The sequence below is a fragment of the Aeromonas sp. QDB14 genome, assembly GCF_027707845.1.
GTDB classification, from domain to species: domain Bacteria; phylum Pseudomonadota; class Gammaproteobacteria; order Enterobacterales; family Aeromonadaceae; genus Aeromonas; species Aeromonas caviae.
The window spans coordinates 1-20050 of record NZ_JAPCJD010000075.1; the positions used below are offsets into that span (position 1 = coordinate 1).

Sequence of the window (20050 nt, forward strand, 5' to 3'; positions counted from 1 at the left end):
TGGGGCATGCAGTCGTGGCAAGCCCTCCGATGCCATATCGGCTCTTGAAGCTGGCTGAGGGTCATGGGTAATCAGGATGAATAAAGGTCTGATCCGTACCTCAACAGGTAAGGCTGTGCCATCGCGGCGTACTGCTGTCAGTTCGATATGTTGATTGATGACATGGTGCTTACCGGTAGTCAGATAGCTTGCTAACCCTGTTCGATGAGCCTCACGCATTGAGACCGGGATGATCGTTTCATCCAGTGGACGGCCAATTGCTTCTTCACGACTCCAACCGAAGGTATGCTCTGCTTGTTGATTCCAGTCGCGGATCATGCCATGGTGATCAATGCATACGTAAGCATCGTTAGCGTTTTGGAGCACCATTTGCAGTTCAGCTTCGTGTCTACGTAACTCTTGCTCAAACTGAAGCTGCTGAGCGATAGAAGAGGATAGCATTTCATTGGCTAATTGTAGGTCTCTCGTTCTTGTCTCTACTCGGTTCTCTAATTCCTTATATAGCTCAGCCAAAGATGCTTCTGCTTCCTTCTGCTCCTGTACATTTTTGATAATTGAAATGAAGTACTCTAGCTCACCGTTTTTACTCAATTTCTTGGTGACTATTAGCTGTATCCAAACTGAACTTTTAGATTTGGTTATGAAACGTTTTTCCAGCTGATAGTGATCGATGTCATTATTAATTAATTGCTGTAACAGGAATAAGTCAGTATCTAAATGGTCTGGGTGGGTGATATCCTGAAATGTGAGCTTGAGGAGTTCATCTTGGCTGTAACCGACAATTTGGCATAACGCATCGTTGACACGTAGCCATCCGCCATCTGGTGCAACCATAGCAATACCTATGCCTGCACGTTCAAATATCGTCCTGAAACGCGCTTCGACATCCTCCATGGCCTGTATGGCTTGTTCGGAACGAGCATGACTCAACAGCATCGCTTCACGCATTTGCATCTCTTTGCTAACGAGTGCGGCAAGGTCAACTAGAATGCTTATCTCATCAGAACTCAATTGTCGAGGTTTGGAGTCGATAGCACATAATGTGCCTATTGAGAGCCCGCCGATACTACGTAAAGGCACACCGGCATAGAAGCGAATATTCGGATTCCCCGTTACGAGAGCATTACTCATGAAACGGGAGTCTTGCTTTGTGTCTGTCACGATCAGCGGTGTTGTTTGCGCTATGGCATGAGCACAAAAAGCAACTTCTCGCGGGGTTTCATTTGCATCAATACCTATCCGCGACTTGAACCACTGTCGGTCAGTGTCGACGAGTGAAACCAATGCAATCGGGACATCTAAAATACGTGCAACTAATCGGGTTATACGGTCGAAAACTTCCTCTGATGGGGTATCTAGGATGTTGAGAGCATGTAGCAGATTGAGCCGCTCTGCTTCATCTGGTGGAGTTGGATAAGTCGCCATGTTCGGTAGCTCCTGTTGCCTGCCGAAAAAGATAACCATAATAAATATCAGTGGTGGACTTGATGGGCAAATTTCTTTTTAAAATTAATGTCATAGGTCTCAATTGTTGAATTTTTTAATTCTCCCTCCTTCGAATGCAGTACTAGGTGGTCAGGCAATTTAGGTACCAGCTTTCACTGTTGTATAGGGGGAGGTGCGGTGTGATCAACCAGTGAGAAGCGATTGAGCAGACCAGGGAGACCCGTTCGGTGAGGTTGTGGCTGCTGGTGAGGAGCGTGAGATTAAACCGCGCCTTGGGCGGTTAAGCCGCAATGTCGGTATCTCACACTGCCGTGAGATACCGACATACCTAGCTGGCCTGAACCCACTCGCCCTCTTCGGGAAGCGGCAGCGGCTTGGATGGTACTGAACTGGTCAGGGCATCATGGATGCAGTTGGCTATTTTTTGGCTGGTCTGCTGCATCCGAGTGTTATGCAGGTGAGCATAACGCAGTGATGTCTGACTGCTCCGGTGGCCTAGTTGGGATTGCACATCAAACAGGGTGCCGCCGTTGGAGACAATCAGTGCTGCGACCGAATGACGACAGGTGTGCAAGCAAACCCCCTCCTTATCTATACCGGCTCGCGCCAGCATCCGCTGAAAACCCTTGGTGGGATTTTGCAATGGCTGCCCTTGCCGCTTGCCGGGAAACAGGTAGGGATTTCCCTCTGTCACCGGTAAATAGTTCAACAGCTCCACCGCCATATGGTTCAGGTGCAACACACGGCTATGGCCGTTCTTGGTGTGGGGAATGTATAGGGTCTTGTCCTCCTTGTTGTAGTGCTGCCATTTGGCCCTTGCCAGCTCGGCCCGGCGCAAGCCGGTGAGCAGCAACATCTTGACGTACTGACCGGTATAGAAACTCTCATGTTGATCAGCGGCCCGGAACAGGCGACGGATTTCATCTGGAGTGAAGTAGCGTTCGCGCCGATTGTTTTCTCGCAGCAATGACACCAAGGCTGCGGGATTCTCTTTAATCAGCCCGGCACGGGCGGCCCAGGTCATGATGGCCTTGAGCAATGCTAATACGCGATTGCAGGTGGCCGGAGTGAGGCGCTTGAGCAACATTTGTTGCATGTTCTGGATGCGGGTAACGGTGATCTCTTCCGGGATCAGATTGCCGAAGATTGGCCGTAGGTGATTACGGAAGCGATGTTCGTCCGTCTTCCAACTGCGATTTCGCGATTGCAGATAGGGGAGATAGTCCTCCTGAAACAAATTGCTCAGGGTCTTCTGGTTGCGCTTGTCTTCCTTGACCTGTTGCGGGTCAACGCCTTCGGCGATCTTGCGTTTGTAGTCGAGCGCCAGCTTGCGAGCCACGCTGACATCCAACGTGGGATAGTGCCCCAGGGCAATGGCCCGCTTGCGCCCATGTATCTGATAACGCAGCAGGAACTTGCGGCGACCTTCCCCTTTGCCAACCAGACAGCGCAGACCGGTCACTTCGGTATCGGAATACTCCGCTTCGGTACTGCGGGCGTCATCTGGGTTTGGTGGCAGTTCGGCAATCCGTCGGTTGGTAAATTTAAAGCGGGTGGGTGTTTCGTTCATGGTTCGCTCCTCAAAATGTGAGCTGGTGCAACAGGGCATAAGCCCCCTTCACAGTGGAAAGGAGGTCCAATCCCCGTCTCTGGCTTGGCGATCAAAATGGTCGTTGCTCATCGCGCCTTTGCCTGACTGGCCCGGCACGATGACAACGCGGGAAAGGTGAGTGAGCAGATGGCCGCCCCGGTCGCTACCCGGTCCGATCCCGTAAAAATGCTACCGAGCCCCGTGTCCGCCCCGCACGAACGGGGGGGAGCGGGGCTGGTTTTTCCCTTTGAGGGATTGAGCTTTTTCATCTCAACCCCGTAAACCCGCGAAATTTGCGGAAATAATGGGTGAGTTAATGAATAGGTCGGGTTGCCCCGCAATGTCACGGCGAGCCCCGTGTCCGCCCCGTGTGAGCGGGGGGAAACGGGGCTGGTTTTTCCCTTTGAGTGATTGGGCTTTTCCATCTCAACCCCGTGAACCCGCGAAATTTGCGGAAGTAATGGGGGGAGTGAATGAAGAGGTCGGGTTGCCCCGCACATTCACGGCGAGCCCCGTGCCCGCCCCGCACTAACGGAGGGAAACGGGGCGCGTTTTTCCCTTGGAGAGATTGGGTAAATCGACGCCAACCCCGTAACCCCGTGAAATTTGCGCAAGTAAGGGGGGGGGGAATTATCCAGTGGCTACCGTGATCGCATAGACACCCAGCGACAGGTAGGTAAGGAAATTGCCCTCCCATAATTCATAGAACTCACCCAGCTCAGACAACGGCACCACATGCGCATAGGCAACGAGCCCTTCCTGGCTTGAGAAGTCAAAATCGACCTCCTTGGCCAATTCGGCATAATCGCCCATGCCGACATAGGAAAAATCCGTGATATAGACCAAGGACCATAGATTTCCTTGCCGTTGCAGACGGATTTCCACCGGATGAAAGCCACCACTCTCCGGGCCATAATCCGGATCACGAAAGTTCATAGTGACGGCGCGGGCTTGCGGCCATGCGGGATGGTGCCCGTTCAGCAGGTCGGTCAGACATACGGCGAGCTGGCGTGAAACCGGCAGGGAGAGCCCCTGCCAGTTCAGTGCTATGTCACGGTTGCTCATGGTAGGGTCTCCTCACTGGCCGCCGGGTCTGCGGTTTCAACTTCACCCCCGGTCTCATCCATCTTGTCTGACAAACCGGCCTGGTCGTTGGCTGTTTCCAAAAACGGGGGCTCATTGCCTTTCTCGATGGTTTTCTCATCGGTCGTGTCATCTTGGCCCTTCTGCCCCTTGGCTTTTCCCTTGCGAGCCTGTTTATCCATATTGGCCGGTTCCTCCAACTGTGCTGACCAGTCGCACAGAGAGAGACCGACCCGGTGGAACGGTGAGTTGGGCTCGGCGGCGACCAGCAACTTTTCAGCCCGCAGGATGGCGGCGAGGAAACCGTGGTTATTGGCACTACCTCGAACAAACAGCGCCCTGAGCGCCACCGATTTGAATGGCGCATCCTTGAGGATATCCAGCAGTGCCAGGATGTCATCGAGCGATAACCAGTGCTTGCTGAACAGGCCGCCCGTGTCGTTGGCGGTAATGCGAAGGGCATAGCGACCTTCATCGTTCTTGCCCACGTCGTAGTGCAGCAAACCACTGGCCCGAGCGCTTATCTTCGGGGCCTTGGAGGATTTAATAACAGTCCAGACCGGAGCAGCAGAGGCTGCCGGTTGTGTGGCTTTAGCCATGATGAAATTCCTTATGAAGAGATTACTTGAAGAAGTCAGCCGCTTTGCTGCGATGACCTTGATGGATATGACTGCCTAACGAGGCAATGGCACCGCTGATGACCCCCAAGTCATCGGTGAGACCGACGCCGGGGATAAAGTCCGGTACGGCATCGACCGGACAGAGCAAATAGGCGAGTGCGCTGACCACGATGGTCTTGACCCACACAGGCGTCTGCTCGTCGGTCATCAATAGGTAGAGCAAGACGGCCTGCTCAATCAGCAGCTTCATGCCCTTGATATGCTTGAGCTTGGCGAGTAACGAGGAGCGGTTGATCTCGGTCATGCGGCCCACTCCCCATCCCGCTCCCCATCCCAATCTGACGCTAGCGCCAGACTGACCACACCATCGCAGATATCTAGGACCGGACCCGCGTTCCGGGCGGTGACGTTGAGCAACTTGAACACCGGATGGTCTTTATCGTGCAGCACCACTTGTGTGCCCTCCAGAGCGATCCAGCGCTCCGGTAACGGCAACCAGTAGACGGCCTGCTCGGCGCTGTCCGTGGTGAAGCTGCTGTCCCCCATGTCCCACACCTCCTCAAAGATGCCGTTGTCCAGGTCGTGGGTTGCCTGACCGGAGAAGCGAGCTATCGATAGCACCAACTGCCCTATCTGATTAGAGGGCAGTTGGTGCAAGGTGTAAGTGTTGGTGTGACTGAAGATGGCGACCAGTACCGGCAGACCGGGCATTGGCAACGATTCCGGTACATAACGACCGTGGATGCGGATAGCTTTGACCAGTTGATGATGGCGCAGCAGTGCCCGCGACAGGGTATCCAGATAATCCTGAGTCGCGTTTTTGCCTTCGCCAATGGCATCGAATAATGAAAGTTCAGACATGGATATCTCTCCTTTGAATTTAAATAACCGAAATGGTTATTAGATATCAAAGAATTTATATATGTTTAAGCTTGCGGGTTATTCGGTGGCAGGCATGTTTTAAATATTGATATTGTATACCCCCATGAGGTTATTCGCGCGCGCGAGTAAATGAGTGAAGATTAATATTCAAGAATGCCTATTTACTTTTTTAGCTGGAACCGTAGATTATAACTGACGATGACAGCATGAGAACTGTGTTGATAGGTAGGTGAATATATTTTTGAACAGACATGGGAAACCACTACTCATATTTTAAAAGGAGACAATCATGTTCAAAATAACAAACCTGTTCATCAATCCAATGGATGCCTACCAGATCAATGAAATCGTAAGTCGTGATCATCGTGAAATGTTCGATTTGAATTCATTTGAGGAGAGGATTTATCGTGCTTTGAGATCTATATTTGGTGCTGAGTTGGATGATGTCTTTATTGGAGAGCGATTCTACGCATACAAACTCAAACGGCGGCTGGCAACTCGCAAGGAGAAGGTTAAGTTGGGGCGACTGATTGTGCGCATAATCCCAGAGCTAATCCCTGCCATCAAGAGCTACCCACAGCGGTACCCTGAAGAGTTAAGAACCTGTCGGAAGTTGTTCCAATGCGTAAAAGCGAAGAAACGGCTAGCTAAAGTTTCTCTACAGATATCTTGAATAAGTAACCCCTAGAGCTCAACGCTAGGGGTTACAATCACTATAGTCAACAGTGGATGCAGGATGAATTATCTTTGTGAGCGACCTAGCTTTTTTTATGAATTTTTATTTCTTCATTTGGATGTGAGAGTTATATTGGTTGATACGTTTTATCTTCGAGTGTTGAAGTATGAAGGTTGGGACTTTTAGGCGACAAGTCAACGTTTCAAAAGAGTATTTAGATCTAGCCCGTTCGGATGAGATTGCAGCAGAGAAGCTATCGCAGGTTGATTGCTATAGACAGGCATGCTATTTCATTATCCAGTCTATGGAGAAGTATATAAGAGCAAAAATATTTAGTTTGGTAAACGCAGACGTCAAATATTTTAGAGATGAGAACAGAAATCATTCCTTAGATTCTGCAATAGATTTTCTCATTAAAGTTATAAGTTCAGATCCTATAATTCAACAGCAAGTGTCTAAACAGTTGGCTGAGTATGTGTTGGTTGATACAAAGTACAACTACCTTCATAATAACCTCAGATATCCAGCTTATTTTCCAAAGTATGATTCATATTCTATGCTTGATGTCGGCAGAGAGGACTATCACATATTATTTAATCGACTTTCATCATTAAAGCATTTCCTGAATGACATCAATAAACTGTCATAGGGGGAATGTGCCCAATAGTTAACTCATTTTAAGGATATGATGTATGTAGGGAGCTGGGGTCGCTTCAGACTCGATGTATGATCGATGTCGGTTCGTTCGATATGGATACTTGCAATGGAACGAAAGTTCTATAGAATCATGTCTATTGTGAGGAGATATGCATGAACCGTGACAAGGAGTATCTCACCAAACTACAGGACTACTATGCGAAGCATCGCATCCTGCCATCCTTCTCTGGGATGGGGACATTGGTTGGGATGAAATCGAAATCTGCTGTCTCCGCCATGGTAGGACGGCTGATGGAGTTAGGTTATCTCGCCTACGCCCCAGATCGCCGCATTCAACCGGGTAAACGCTTCTTTGAGCGCGATATAGCAGATACCATTCAGGCCGGTTTTCCACGTCCAGCCAACGACTCATTGGTCGAAACCTACTCGATTGATGATTATCTGATAGATACTCCTTCGCGAACAGTGATGTTGACTGTTGACGGCGAGTCGATGATCGAGGCTGGGCTGATGTCAGGCGATACCGTGATCGTAAAGAAAGGTGCTCCCGCCAAACTGGGGGATATCGTAGTTGCTATTGTCGACAACGAGTTCACTGTAAAGTACTTGGAACAAGACAAGGTGGGTTTTTATCTGCGGCCTGGTAACGAGGCGTTCCCACTAATTCGACCCCATGACCATTTGGAGATATTTGGTCTTGTGGTCGGTGCTTTCAGAAAGTATGCGTAAGTTTTTATGGTTCGCGAACAGGTTAAGCCTAGCTGAGCAGATACAGTTCGCGATGACAATAGATATCTAAATGGAATATTAATTATGACGAACCAGCAGTCAGTAGTAGGCTCGCCGCCTGATAAAAGCGCCCCAAATTCGACAGAGCTAAGTAGCCATTACGACAGCCTACCTCGATCTGCTCTAATCCGGCTTTTACAAGCACACGATGCAGCTAATGTTGAGGCTGGGCGTCATGGGATCGTGATGAACTACACAGGGCGAACTGCTCCGTGGCAGATCATCCGCCAGGTAAAGCCGAAATTGCATCGCATAGTCAAAAAATATTCTGTCGAAGACGAAAGTGCACTGGCCCAAAATGAGATTTGGGATGGCGAAAATCTGTCAACAATGGTAACGCTATATAAACATCGGGGACAAGTCGATCTTATCGTAACAGACCCACCCTACAATACGGGAGAGGATTTCCGCTATAACGATAAGTGGGACAAAGATCCCAACGACCCCGATCTTGGTGAGCTAGTTCCAAAGGATGATGGCTCTCGTCATAGCAAATGGCTAAAATTTATGACGCCTCGCCTCTGGATGATGCGAGAAATGTTAAAGCCAAACGGCGTCATTGCGATTTGTATCGACCATCGCGAGTTATATCGCCTTGGTATGCTGATGGATGAGATTTTCAAAGAAGAAAACCGCATTGGCATTATCAATTGGCAAAAATCTTACGCCCCTAAATCCGACTCAAAACATATTTCCACAGCCACTGAATATGTACTTATCTATGCTAAAGAGGCTGATCGTTCTAAGACTAACCTTGAAGAACGAACAGAGGCAATGGATTCAATTTATGGGAATCCGGACGGTGATCCAGAAGGTCTGTGGGATAGTAAAAAAACAGGAGGAAACCCGACTGCTTCCAGTGGTGATGCAAAATCTGCCTATGGAATTCAATCACCATTTACGGGAGAGATGCACTATCCTGGCTCAAATTATTGGCGCTCAGCTAAAGCATCAATGAAAGCTTGGCTCGAAGAGTGGGGATCTGAATACGAAGAAAAAATCATTGATGATAATGTTGTTTTCATAAACAAAGTAGGAAAGCAAACCCGTGTAAAAGCGTTAGTTTTAAAAGGGTGCAAATTCCTTAATGGCCAACCAATAAATAGCGACGATTTACTCCAAAAAGCTAGGTTTACTGCGCAAAAAATATATGAGCGAGGACAATGGCCAAAACTCTTTTTCACAAAAAAGGGAGATGGCGCACCCCGATTAAAAACCTACCTAAAGGATGTTAAGAAAGGAAAGGTTCCACTCTCATGGTGGGCGAGCGAAGATTATGATTCGCCTTTCGAAATTGGTAGCTCATCATGGGCTTATACAGAATCTGGTCATAGTCAGTCAGGAATCAAAGAACTTACCGCGGTTGTTGGGCAGAATCATGGTTTCCAAACTGTTAAGCCGTTGCGTCTGATCAAGAAAATTATTCAACTGTGGTGCAAACCAAATGGATTAGTTTTAGATCCATTTGCTGGTTCAGGAACTACTGGACATGCCGTATTGGAATTGAATGCAGAGACAGGGGCGGAACGGAACTTCATCCTTATAGAGCAAGGAAACACCGAGAAGGGCGATCACTATGCATCATCTCTTACGGCTGATAGAGTCAAGCGTGTGATCACAGGCCAATGGGCAAGTGGACCCACCAAGCCTATTGTCAGCGGATTTCGTTTCATTGAATTGAGACGAGAGAAAATTGATGCCGAAGCTGTCAATACCCTTGCTCGTGAGGAAATGATAGATCTACTCCTGACTAGTTATTGGGATAGGGCTGAAAAAGCAAAGTCCTATCTCCGTCGGCTCCCTGCTGGGTCATATAAGCATCTCTTTGCAGTTAATTCACGCAATGAGGGCTTTTTCCTGATTTGGGAAACGCCAGATAAGCCGTCTCTCCTCGACAAAACGGCGTTTCGCGAGATCGCAGAGGAAGCAAAACAAGCTGGGCTGGTTCTGCGTTATCACGTTTATGCATCGATGGCTCCGTATACCGGCAGTAGTATCGAGTTCTACAAAATCCCCGACAGGGTTCTTGAGCACATCGGATTCAATCCTCGTCAGGATTCATACAACAACGAGGGAGCGAGTGATGCCTGATTTCGAGTTAAAGGTATTCCAATCTGACGCAGCAAAGACTATTACCGACCGCTATGCGTTTTTTGCTGCTCATCCTTACAGGCCGCGAAAGGGAACCAAGCCCCGTCCTTTTTTTCAAGCACTCTCTGCCCTGACAGGGGCAGGTAAGACCCCGGTACTCGCCCAAGCGGTGTCGCTTATGCGGACTCATTTCGCATGTGAGCCGATTGTTTTCTGGATGTCAAAGGCGAAGTCGGTCGTTGCACAAACCTATGCCAATTTTTGTCCCGGCGGAAAATATGCCGAGATCGTAGACGGTTTTTCGGTTATCGGTATCGGCCAGCTTACTCCTGCACACATTGAGGATGGATCGACGCCACTTATGATCTTAGCGACCACAGGTCTGTTCAATAACCGTGACCAATCTGAGGGTAGCCTCAACATATATAAGAAAGACGCGGACCTTTTCGGTGATAGCTCTCCATGGGAACGACTTATAGCCAGAGAATCTAGCGGCCTACGTCGTCCACTGATCATCGTTTATGACGAGGGACATAACCTTTCAGAGCAACAGTCAGAGATCCTTGCGGAATTAGAGCCTGACGCATACATGCTCGCTAGCGCGACCTTAAAGCTGCCTGCAAACTTTAACAAGGCAGTAATCCAGCCCATCAGACTGTGGGTGGATGAGGCCGCGGATGACGGTAATGCATTTTTAAACCTTGGGGCTGTTGATGACGATGGCGCTCCAGATGCACAACGCTTTGTCACAACCGCGGTTGATAGCGCAAAAGTAGTTGCAGCGGAACTAGTCAAGAGGGCTATTCAGTTCGATGGGACAACAGCGCCCATGGAAAAATGCTTAGATGACCTCCACAAACGTCTGGGGATCATTGAAGACGAGATTAAGTCACGAAGCCTCAGCTTTAAACCGAAGGCTATATACGTATGCAAAACTAACATTACAGACGATGGTGAGAAGGATGACCATACAAAGCCCTTTGAGCACCGTAAAGCCCCCCCCATCCGTATTTGGAGGTATCTTGTAGAGGAAAAAGGCATCGATCCAAAAGATATTGCCATCTACGCCAACCTATCATTCGCTGACGGGAACAAGCCCGATGCGGTCAATCTCTTTTCCAAGGGCGAGAATGATTTCGACGATTTCCGAGCCGGAGATTACAAGCACATCATTTTTAATCTATCGCTACAAGAGGGCTGGGATGACCCTGCGTGTTATCTTGCCTACATCGATAAGAGTATGGGCTCTTCAATTCAAGTGGAGCAAATTATTGGACGCGTCCTGCGACAGTACAATGCAAAACACTATGATTCACCTCTGCTTAACGCTGCCCACTTTTTCCTTCGTGTAGATAGCCAAAGCGTTTTCGCCGATGCGATTGGCGCTGTCAAAGATAAACTCAGAGCAGAGGGCGCTCCAATTGAGATAACTGATAATTTCGGTGGTGGAGCCGGAGGCGCGGAGGACCTGACCCCGAAGGATGGATTGGATGTAGTCATCCATCAGGTGCATGTCGATGCTTCGGAAGCATGCATGCAGATCGCTGAAATAGTTGCTGACTTTCCTGTGTTTGCTGAGGGGGGCGCGGACACTTTGGGGCTAGCACACACGGCATCCCAAATCATTGAGCTTGACGGCTTGGCTAAGGAGGGTGGGAGCGCAGAGTGGAAGGCTGATGGACATACCAATCCAGTACGGCTCCGCTGGCTAGTAAACACGGCAATTCGAGCACGCTCCAATCGAGCTTTGGCTGTGACCGATCTCAATGACCCGAAATTCGATGTCAGGGTGCAAATACAAAGCCCAGCAGAACGCTACGCAACCAAGCTTGCAGCAGAAATCGTCTCAACCTACTACTCCTATTCTGAACTTGCGTATGAGACCGAGGCCCCATTCCGGTTTGGGGTGGTTCGTACCGCTAAGAATGCGACTACATTTCAAAACGCCCTCTATGAGAAATATGCTGGTATGAATAAGTTAGAGGGGCCATTCGCGTCGGCTCTCGATGAGTCAGGTTATGTTTGGCATCGTAATCCGAGCAGTGGAGGTTTCCATATACCGCTGCTTTCCGAAGGTGATACAGCCTCCTTCTACCCTGATTTCATCGTATGGAAAGAGGATCTCATCTATTGTCTGGATACTAAAGGTGGACACCTTTTGACCGATGCAGTAGCTCGTAAACTCTTTGATATCCAGGAGGATGGGAAAACAAGGTTGCTCGTTCGTTTTATTACTGAGGGAAAGCAGACAGCATTACGCGGTAAGGCAATAAAAGGGGGGTACACAGTCTGGAAAATGAAATCCGGCACTCCGACACCAATCCACGTAGCCGATCTTGATAAGGCTGTGAAGGAATGTCTTAAATGAGCAACGTTTATAGCTACAAGTAATTTGATGGGAAAAGGAGACTACATACATTTTTCATCATTTTCCTCAAAGGTAACTGCTACATCCAATTAAAAGAGGGAGGCATAATGCCTCCCTCAGTCAGACCTGAATAATCGTCGGTTTAGAACATGCACATTGACCAATATCACTACTCTAACGGCATCACCTTGATCTGCCCAAAACAACGTCGCATATGAGCCGAATCGAACGCACATTCGGCTCATATGGCGAGCCGATAGTAGCGGGGATCCGGCTCACGACACAACCAGTATCACATAAGCGGTATCACACAAGAGTTGGCTGGGAGGGAAGGCGTTGTTCGTGGAAAGCGGAGGTCATTGCAGGGGAGGGGGCATGCGCATTTTGTCATCTGTTGTCAGATGAAGCAGCGGAGCAGAGGGGCGGGGATTATGAATCCCGAGCTCGGTGAGCAACCTTGCCAGAGATTGACCAGACGCACAAAACAAAAAGGCCTCGCATTGTAAGCGAAGCCTTGTGGGGTGTGCTGTCCAGAGCGGTGGTATGGAAACTGTCATGAGGATTTTCAATCCCCTGCTCTACCGACTGAGCTATCTGGGCAACGGTGCGCATTAAACCCTTTCTGGACTGAGGTGTCAACCACAGGCCGCAGATTGATGTACCGTTCGCTCGATATCCGAGCAATCTTCCCGTGATTGGACCGGTTTCCCGGTTTTAACCATGAAAAGAGGGGCGCCTGCGGGGCAGGGTGGGCCGACGGCCAACAGAACATCATGAAGGGGGCGAGCTGCCTGACGTGCCGAGGGCTGCCCGCTGGCGCCAAGCCGGGAGAGGCGCCAGTTATCTTGGCCCATCGATTGAGCCTGCCGCGCTCTGCGGGTATGCTTTGCCGCACTCATCCCCTGGCCATGGTCCGGGCCGACGCGGCTGGCAGGGGTGACATCCATCCAACACCGCCTGGGGTTTATATGAATACCAATATGCAAGAGTGGCGCGAAGAGACCGCCGCCATCGTCAACGAGCTGCTGGCCGATGGCAGCAACCCGGATCTGGATTACGAGATTGAGCACCACTTTGCCTGCCAGAAGTTCGATCTGCTGGAGAAGGCGGCGGTCGATCTGTTCAAGGCCGGTTTCGAAGTGACCGACGCCGAGGAGATGGAGCTGGACGACGGCGCCACCATCTTCTGTTTCGACGCCATGGTGGAGTGCAAGCTGGACATCGACACCATCGTCGCCGACATCGAGAAGATGCTGCCCATCCTCGAGAAATACGGGGTGGACTACGACGGCTGGGGCACCTACTTCCAGGAGTAAGTGCGCCAGATCACGTACGCTTTGCAAAAACAACAAGGCCACCCTCGGGTGGCCTTGTTGTTGCTGGCTTACTGCTCCGGCAGCTGGTAGCTGCGGGCAAACTCGGCCGGTGGGAGGGGGCGGCTGAACAGATAGCCTTGCAGCCGATCGCAACCGACCTGCACCAGCCAGGCCTGCTGCTCCGGTGTCTCCACCCCTTCGGCGGTGATCTTGATGCCAAGCTCATGGCCCAACCCGATGACGGAACGCACGATGGCGGTGGTGGCCTGGTTGGTGGCCAGCCCCTGGGTGAAGCTTTTGTCGAGCTTGAGGGTCGCCACTTGCAGCCTGGGAAGATAGGCGAGGGAGCAGTAGCCGGTGCCGAAGTCGTCGATGGCGAGCTGGAAGCCCGCCTCGATGAGGCTGGCCAGGTTGCTCTCTATCTCGTCGGCATTCTTCATCAGCACCCCTTCGGTGATCTCCAGCTCCAGTTGCCAGGGGGCGAGCCCGTGGCGCGCGATGCAGTGGAAGATCTGCGGGCAGAGCTCGGGATCGCGGAACTGCAGGGGTGAGAGGTTGATGGAAAGCACCAGATCCGGGGCCGCCACCTGCCAGCGGGCAAGCTGGGCACAGCCGAGCTCCAGCATCAGCTGGCCGAGCTGGCCGATGAGCCCCAGCTCCTCCGCCAGCGGGATGAACTCATCGGGGGAGATCATGCCGAATTCGGGATGGGGCCAGCGGCAGAGCAGCTCAGCCCCGTGCAGCCGGTTGCTGTGGGTACAGATGATGGGCTGGTAGACGGCGGTCAGTTCGGCGGACTTGATGGCGAGTGGCAACTGGGCGGCGATGAGCTGGCGGCGTTTGAGCTTGGCATCGAGTGCGGGGTCGAACAGGGTGCAGTGCTGCTGCTGGCGCTTGCCCTGGGCCAGAGCGGCCTCGGCGTGGCTCAGCAGACGCTCGGCATCCTTGGCCTTGCCATGGGCGATGCCGAGGAACACCGGGATCTGGATCCTGTGTTCTTCCACCTGATAGGGCGTCATCAGCTCCTGCTGCAGGTTGCGGCTCCACGCATCCAGAGAGAGGGGGAGCTCGGGCAGCAGCAGGGCGAAGTCATCCGCCGCGACCCGGCAGAGCAGGGACTGGGGCGGCGCCAGTCGTTGCAGGCGACGGGCCACCTGGCTCAGCAGGCGGTCGGCGACCCGTATGCCGAAGCGATCGTTGATCTCGCGAAAATGTTGCAGATCCACTAGCAGCAGGCTGGCCTTGCGGGCGCCCAGATGACGGCTGGTCTGGAGGAAGTGGGAGAGCTTGAGCAGGCCGGTCAGGCTGTCGTAGTGCTGCTCCTGCTGCAACTGGGCCTGGGTGGTGCGCAGCCCGGTGATGTCGCGGCTAAGGGTCAGAATGCCGAGGGAGTTGCCCTCGTCATCCGGCACCTCGACCCGGGTGACCTCCAGATGGCGGCCTCTGCCCTGGGCATCCACCACGCAATACTCCCCCTGACCCAGGGTTTGTTCGACGGGCAGCCGGGGCGGGACGCGCCGACCCAGAGCCTCGCTTGCCACCAGCCCCATGAAGTCGAGAAAGGCCTGGTTGCAGTCGATGAGCACGCCCTGGTGATCCTCGAGACGGATGAGGTCGGGAATGGCATCCAGCAGGCGGCGTTGCAGCAACTGCTGCTGGCGGAAGGTTTGCTCCAGCTCCTTGCGCTGATCGATGGCGCTGACCATGGCAAACAGCGCGATGGGATCGCCGTGCTCGTCATACAGGGGAACCTTGTTGATCTCCATCCAGCTGGCGCCTTCGCCGCTGTGGCAATGGAGCTGCTGGTGCAGCAGGGGTTTGCCGTCGGCCAGCAGGCGGTCATCTTCCTCCCGGAATACATCCCCCCAGGGCATCTCGGCATCGCTCTTGCCAATGAGTTCGCTCGGGTCTTGCAGGCCGGCTTCTCTGGCGAATGCCTTGTTGGCAAACAGGTACCTTCCGTGCTTGTCCCGGCAGAAGATATTCATGGGTAACTGGTCGATGATCTGCTGCAGCAGCGCCAGGGAGAGCGAAGAAGTCACGAGAGCACTCACGGGGGAGACTTCGAGCAAATCTATGATAACAGGTGGGTTTTGTAAAGCCTGGGTTAAGAGTACGCCATTTGTGCGGATCCCTGCTGACAGCCTGTGTCGCGATCGCCATAATAGCCGCCGGTCGGCCTATGGCCTTATGGATGAGAGAAGCAGCATGAAGAAGATAATGGGGGGCGCCCTGGCCCTGTTGATGGTGGGTTGTGCGAGCGACAACAACGGCGGCGAGCAGTATCGCTATACCCCGCCGGTTGCCAAGGCAACCAACAACACCCAGGAGATGGCGATCCCGGTGGATCTGGTGTGGGCCCGTGCCGAGAAGTGGTTCGGCGATCACGGCCTGAACATCGAGAACAGCCAGCGTGGTGCCGGTCTGATGACCGCCAACGTGGAAAACTCGGCCGATGGTCTGGAGTGGCTGGATTGCGGCACCATGGGGTCCAAGGTGGCGCTGGGCAACCCCAACCTGCAGATCAACCTGATCATCACCCAGAGCGGCAACAACAGCGTCGCCACCGTGAATGTCAAGGGCAATACCCAGCTCTACTTCGTCGAGTCCTCCGGCGAGCGAGTGCTGGCTCCCTCCATCACCCCGGTGTGCGTCTCCCGCGGCAGCCTGGAACAGAGCCTGTTCTCCACCCTCGGCAACTGATCCTGCCGGGTATCATGAAAAACCCCGTTGCGTGCAACGGGGTTTTTTATGCCTGCTCTGCGCCCATCAGGGCGTGAGGGGAGGGATGCCAGAGGATCAGGGGATCAGATCGCCGTGATAGAGCACATGGTCGCCGGACTTGAGCACATAGCCCTTCCAGGGGAAGAGCTGATAGTTGCCGCCTTGCCAGGACTAGTTGCCCTCTTCGCCCTGGCGGATCAGCCGAATTGGCTCGCCCTCTGGCAGGGTCAGCTCGGCCTGACTCTGATCGGCATTGAACAGCACGAAGGCGCTGACGGTCTGACCGGCATCGGTCGGATTGAGGCGAATGCCCTGCTCGAACAGCCGCACGCACTGGCCTGCCAGCGCCGACCACTGATAGCCCGCGCTGCCGATGCAGCCATGTTCGTCGCGATCTGCACCGACCAGGGGCTCCCTCGGTGTCGTGTTGCAGGCGGCCAGCAGCAGGGAGGCGGCCATCAGGGTCAGGGTGCGCATGGTTACTCCTTGGCGTCCCTCTCGATGACGATGTTGGAGAAGCCCAGCTCCTTGAAGTAGTTCTCCCGGTAATCCTTCACGCTCTTCTTGTCGCGGCGGCACACCTGGGCCAGCTGCTCTTCCATGGCGTGGAAGCGGGTCAGATCGATCCCCTCGGCGGCGGCAACGGCATCGTAGATGCTGTTGAACTTGTCGTTGGCGTAGCCAATCTCCCTGGCCTGCTTCTTGTAGGTGTAGGTAATCTTGAACGCCATGGCGTCACTCCTTCTCTTTGGCCTGCTTGCGCTGGACGTACAGATAGAGGCTTTCGACCTTCTCTCTGGCCCAGGGGGTCTTGCGCAAGAACTTCAGGCTGGACTTGATGCTGGGATTATCGGTGAAGCAGCGGATATTGATCTGCTGCCCCAGCGCTTCCCAGCCATAGTGCGCGACCAGAGCAGTGACGATGGCTTCCAGGGTCAGCCCGTGCAGCGGGTTGTTCTTCTGGGAAGCGGGTTGAGCGCTCATGCCTGCGCCGCCAGGGTGGCAAAGGGCTGACCCATGCGGGTGGTGACCCCATTGGCCAGGTGCGGCTCGAAACCGGCCAGCATGCCCGGGCCAAACAGGCAGACGACTGTGCTGCCCAGCTTGAACAGGCCCATCTCGGCCCCCTTTTGCAGGGTGATGGCTTCATCGCCGGTGTAGTCCCAGCGCACCACCTTCTTCTCTTTGGTCGGCGCTATGTTGCCGGCCCAGATGGTTTCGATGCTCGCGACGATAGTGGCACCGACCAGCACCAGGGCCATGGGGCCGTGGGGGGTTCGGAAGGTGGCCACCACCCGCTCGTTGCGGGCAAACAGGTTGGGCACGTTCTCGGCGGTGAGGGGGTTGACGGAGAAGAGATCCCCCGGCACGAACACCATGCTCTCCAGCACGCCGTCCAGCGGCATGTGGATGCGGTGGTAATCCTTGGGTGCCAGATAGATGGTAGCGAAGTCGCCATCCTTGAACGGGGCCACCAGATCCTCATAGCCCCCCAGCAGCTCGCGGGCGCTGTAGTCGTGGCCCTTGGCCTGGATGATGCGACCTTGGCTGATGGGCCCGAGCTGGCTGACGGTGCCATCCACCGGCAGGGCCAGGGTCATGGCGTCTTCCACCACGGGGCGGATGCCGGGCTTGAGCTCGCGGGTGAAGAATTCGTTGAAGCTCTTGTAGTGGGCAGGACTCTCGTGCAGCGCCTCGCTCATGTCGACCTGGTACTGCTTGATAAAGGCCTCGATCACCCTGGTGGTGAGGTTGCCCGCTTCGGCGGCGGCAAGTTTGCCCACCAGGCGGGAGAGGGCGTGTTTGGGCAGGCAGTATTGACCGGCAATTTTCAGGTTGTCAGTGATGCTCATGATCTTCATCTGGGAATGAGTTGAACGGGTCACAGCCGCGCCTGTTGGCGACCGTGGCGGGCTTCCTGCATGGTTTCCAGGATGCGGTGGTAGTTGTGGAAGCGATCGGCGCTGATGGCGCCCGCTTCGACCGCGGCGCGCAGGGCGCAGCCGGGATCATCCTTGTGGGTGCAGTCGCGGAACTTGCAGCCACCCAGGTAGTCGCGAAACTCGACGAAGCACCAGGTGATGCGGTCGGCTTCCAGGTGCCAGAGGGCGAACTCGCGGATCCCGGGGGAGTCGATGAGATCGCCGCCGCTCGGGAAGTGGTAGAGCCGCGCCGTGGTGGTGGTGTGCTGGCCGAGCCCCGAGTTCTCGGAGATCTCGCCGGTGAGCACGTCCAGCCCCGGCATCAGGGCGTTGGTGAGGGACGACTTGCCCACCCCGGACTGGCCCACGAAGATGCTGATCTTGTCGGTGAGCGCCGCCTTGAGGGCGTCGATGCCCTCACCGCTCTCGCAGCTCACCAGCAGCACCTCGTAACCGAGCTTGCGGTAGGTCTCGAGCTGGTGCTCGATACGGGCGCGGGCCGCGTCATCGAGCATGTCGACCTTGTTCAGCACGATGAGGGGCGCTATCTCCACATCTTCTGCCGCCACCAGGTAGCGGTCGACGATGTTGGTGGAGAACTCGGGCATCACCGCCGAGACGATGATGATCTGGTCGATGTTGGCGGCGATGGGTTTGACCCCGTCGTAGAAGTCCGGCCGGGTCAGCACCGAGTGGCGCGGGTGCACCGCCTCGATGACGCCGGCAGTCGCGGCATTGAGGCCGGGGCGCCACACCACCTTGTCGCCGCACACCAGGCTGCTGATGCTGCTGCGCCGCAGGTTGCTGCGGTGGATGGCACCATCGCTTGCCTCGACATCCGCATGCTGGCCGAAACGGCTGATCACCACCCCTTCGATGGCGGGGCCGAACAGGGTGTCATCTACCACTGTGGTGTGCTCTTTTTGCAGCCGCCGCTCGCGGTTGGCCTGGACGCGCCTTTGTTGACCCAGATTGAGTTTTGCTTTCTTTGCCACGGGGTTTGCCAGTTTATGAACAGATTCAAAGCCAGTATGATACATGCAAATTGGCAAAATTCCGCCATTCCTCCCAATAGAGAGAGCAATCATGACAGTCAGCGCGCAGAACCTGGTATGGATCGACATGGAGATGACGGGTCTGGACCCCGAAGAGAACGTGGTACTGGAGATCGCCACCATCGTCACCGACAAGGACCTGAACGTGCTGGCCGAAGGGCCGGTCATCGCCATCCACCAGAGCGAGGAAGAGCTGGGCAAGATGGATGACTGGAACGTCAACACCCACACCAAGAGCGGGCTGGTGGCCCGGGTCAAGGCGAGTCAATACGACGAGGCCAAGGCCGTTGCCGAGACCCTCGCCTTCATTCGCCAGTGGGTGCCGGAGCGCACCAGCCCCCTGTGCGGCAACAGCATCGGCCAGGATCGCCGCTTCATGGTCAAGCACATGAGCGATCTGGAAGCCTTCTTCCATTACCGCAACGTGGACGTCAGCACCATCAAGGAGCTGGTCCGTCGCTGGCAGCCTGAACTGCTGGATCAGTTCAAGAAGAGCGGCTCCCACCAGGCGCTGGACGACATCCGCGAATCCATCGCCGAACTGCAGTTCTACCGCACCCACGTCTTCAAAATCTGAGTGGCTGGCAAGGGTTTGCCGTCGTTCGGTTGCTAAAATCAGCAGTTCGGCCAGCTTTTGAGCGAACGGCTGCAACCAGACAAAAAAGCCCTTGCAATTGGAATGTCTGCTCTTATAATTCGGCTCCCGTACAGTAGCGCAAGCAACCAAATGCTGTACGGTCTGTTTTCAGGTTTTGCGGGAATAGCTCAGTTGGTAGAGCACGACCTTGCCAAGGTCGGGGTCGCGAGTTCGAGTCTCGTTTCCCGCTCCA

Annotated in this window: 18 protein-coding genes, 1 tRNA gene and 2 pseudogenes; 9 read left to right on the forward strand and 12 right to left on the reverse strand. The window is 53.9% G+C overall.

Going from position 1 to position 20050, the window contains the following annotated elements; translation table 11 throughout:
- Positions 1-90 precede the first annotated feature (90 nt).
- The 6 genes and pseudogenes from PG887_RS18440 to PG887_RS18465 form a co-directional block, all read right to left on the reverse strand.
- Positions 91-1464, reverse strand: a pseudogene (locus PG887_RS18440) (PAS domain S-box protein); the annotation flags it as partial.
- Positions 1465-1774: 310 nt separating this feature from the next.
- Complete coding sequence (locus PG887_RS18445) at positions 1775-3016, reverse strand: tyrosine-type recombinase/integrase (protein WP_270822525.1); 1242 nt, start codon at positions 3014-3016, stop codon at positions 1775-1777.
- A gap of 651 nt (positions 3017-3667) precedes the next feature.
- Positions 3668-4102 carry a DUF2787 family protein gene (locus PG887_RS18450; protein ID WP_005348337.1) on the reverse strand — a complete coding sequence of 145 codons (435 nt, stop codon included), beginning with the start codon at positions 4100-4102 and terminating at the stop codon, positions 3668-3670.
- Positions 4099-4719, reverse strand: coding sequence for a hypothetical protein (locus PG887_RS18455; protein ID WP_202007595.1), 621 nt, complete (start codon positions 4717-4719; stop codon positions 4099-4101). Before PG887_RS18455 ends, PG887_RS18450 begins: the two co-directional genes overlap by 4 nt.
- 22 nt (positions 4720-4741) lie before the next feature.
- Positions 4742-5044: a YkvA family protein gene (locus tag PG887_RS18460; protein WP_161506900.1), complete on the reverse strand. Its 303-nt coding sequence runs from the start codon at positions 5042-5044 to the stop codon at positions 4742-4744.
- Positions 5041-5601 carry a hypothetical protein gene (locus tag PG887_RS18465; protein WP_223930719.1) on the reverse strand — a complete coding sequence of 187 codons (561 nt, stop codon included), beginning with the start codon at positions 5599-5601 and terminating at the stop codon, positions 5041-5043. Before PG887_RS18465 ends, PG887_RS18460 begins: the two co-directional genes overlap by 4 nt.
- Before the next feature lie 310 nt (positions 5602-5911).
- Here PG887_RS18465 and PG887_RS18470 point away from each other — a divergent pair, with 310 nt between their 5' ends.
- The 6 genes from PG887_RS18470 to rraB all read left to right on the forward strand — a co-directional run bounded on the left by PG887_RS18470 (position 5912) and on the right by rraB (position 13519).
- The gene (locus PG887_RS18470; protein WP_223937829.1) at positions 5912-6295 is read left to right on the forward strand and encodes a hypothetical protein; all 384 of its coding nucleotides are present in this window, start codon (positions 5912-5914) and stop codon (positions 6293-6295) included.
- A gap of 169 nt (positions 6296-6464) precedes the next feature.
- Positions 6465-6947: a HEPN domain-containing protein gene (locus PG887_RS22745; protein ID WP_406568724.1), complete on the forward strand. Its 483-nt coding sequence runs from the start codon at positions 6465-6467 to the stop codon at positions 6945-6947.
- Positions 6948-7108: 161 nt separating this feature from the next.
- A complete protein-coding gene (locus PG887_RS18475; RefSeq protein WP_223930744.1) occupies positions 7109-7684 on the forward strand; it encodes a LexA family protein in 576 nt (191 codons plus the stop codon).
- Between the two features lie 84 nt (positions 7685-7768).
- Positions 7769-9835: a site-specific DNA-methyltransferase gene (locus PG887_RS18480; protein WP_236276214.1), complete on the forward strand. Its 2067-nt coding sequence runs from the start codon at positions 7769-7771 to the stop codon at positions 9833-9835.
- Complete coding sequence (locus PG887_RS18485; RefSeq protein ID WP_223956814.1) at positions 9828-12203, forward strand: hypothetical protein; 2376 nt, start codon at positions 9828-9830, stop codon at positions 12201-12203. The genes PG887_RS18480 and PG887_RS18485 overlap by 8 nt, the downstream gene beginning before the upstream one ends.
- Before the next feature lie 980 nt (positions 12204-13183).
- Complete coding sequence (rraB, locus tag PG887_RS18490; protein ID WP_010675493.1) at positions 13184-13519, forward strand: ribonuclease E inhibitor RraB; 336 nt, start codon at positions 13184-13186, stop codon at positions 13517-13519.
- Positions 13520-13587: 68 nt separating this feature from the next.
- Here the strand turns inward: rraB and PG887_RS18495 are convergent, their stop codons facing one another.
- Positions 13588-15561 carry a sensor domain-containing protein gene (locus tag PG887_RS18495; protein WP_270822526.1) on the reverse strand — a complete coding sequence of 658 codons (1974 nt, stop codon included), beginning with the start codon at positions 15559-15561 and terminating at the stop codon, positions 13588-13590.
- A gap of 166 nt (positions 15562-15727) precedes the next feature.
- Between PG887_RS18495 and PG887_RS18500 the strand changes: the two genes are divergently transcribed.
- The gene (locus PG887_RS18500; protein ID WP_029314787.1) at positions 15728-16222 is read left to right on the forward strand and encodes a hypothetical protein; all 495 of its coding nucleotides are present in this window, start codon (positions 15728-15730) and stop codon (positions 16220-16222) included.
- A 96-nt stretch (positions 16223-16318) separates the two neighbouring features.
- Here PG887_RS18500 and PG887_RS18505 read toward each other — a convergent pair.
- The 5 genes and pseudogenes from PG887_RS18505 to rsgA all read right to left on the reverse strand — a co-directional run bounded on the left by PG887_RS18505 (position 16319) and on the right by rsgA (position 19160).
- A pseudogene (locus PG887_RS18505) lies at positions 16319-16720 on the reverse strand (hypothetical protein).
- Positions 16721-16722: 2 nt separating this feature from the next.
- On the reverse strand, positions 16723-16974 hold the full coding sequence (locus PG887_RS18510; RefSeq protein ID WP_010675489.1) for a DUF2960 domain-containing protein: 252 nt from the start codon (positions 16972-16974) through the stop codon (positions 16723-16725).
- 4 nt (positions 16975-16978) lie between these two features.
- A complete protein-coding gene (locus PG887_RS18515; protein WP_219604473.1) occupies positions 16979-17227 on the reverse strand; it encodes a VF530 family DNA-binding protein in 249 nt (82 codons plus the stop codon).
- Positions 17224-18096, reverse strand: coding sequence for an archaetidylserine decarboxylase (gene asd, locus PG887_RS18520; protein ID WP_042014303.1), 873 nt, complete (start codon positions 18094-18096; stop codon positions 17224-17226). The genes PG887_RS18515 and asd overlap by 4 nt, the downstream gene beginning before the upstream one ends.
- A gap of 29 nt (positions 18097-18125) precedes the next feature.
- Positions 18126-19160, reverse strand: coding sequence for a small ribosomal subunit biogenesis GTPase RsgA (gene rsgA, locus PG887_RS18525; RefSeq protein ID WP_039040203.1), 1035 nt, complete (start codon positions 19158-19160; stop codon positions 18126-18128).
- Between the two features lie 91 nt (positions 19161-19251).
- Here rsgA and orn point away from each other — a divergent pair, with 91 nt between their 5' ends.
- The gene (orn, locus tag PG887_RS18530) at positions 19252-19797 is read left to right on the forward strand and encodes an oligoribonuclease (RefSeq protein ID WP_041215717.1); all 546 of its coding nucleotides are present in this window, start codon (positions 19252-19254) and stop codon (positions 19795-19797) included.
- A gap of 177 nt (positions 19798-19974) precedes the next feature.
- Positions 19975-20050, forward strand: a tRNA-Gly gene (locus PG887_RS18535).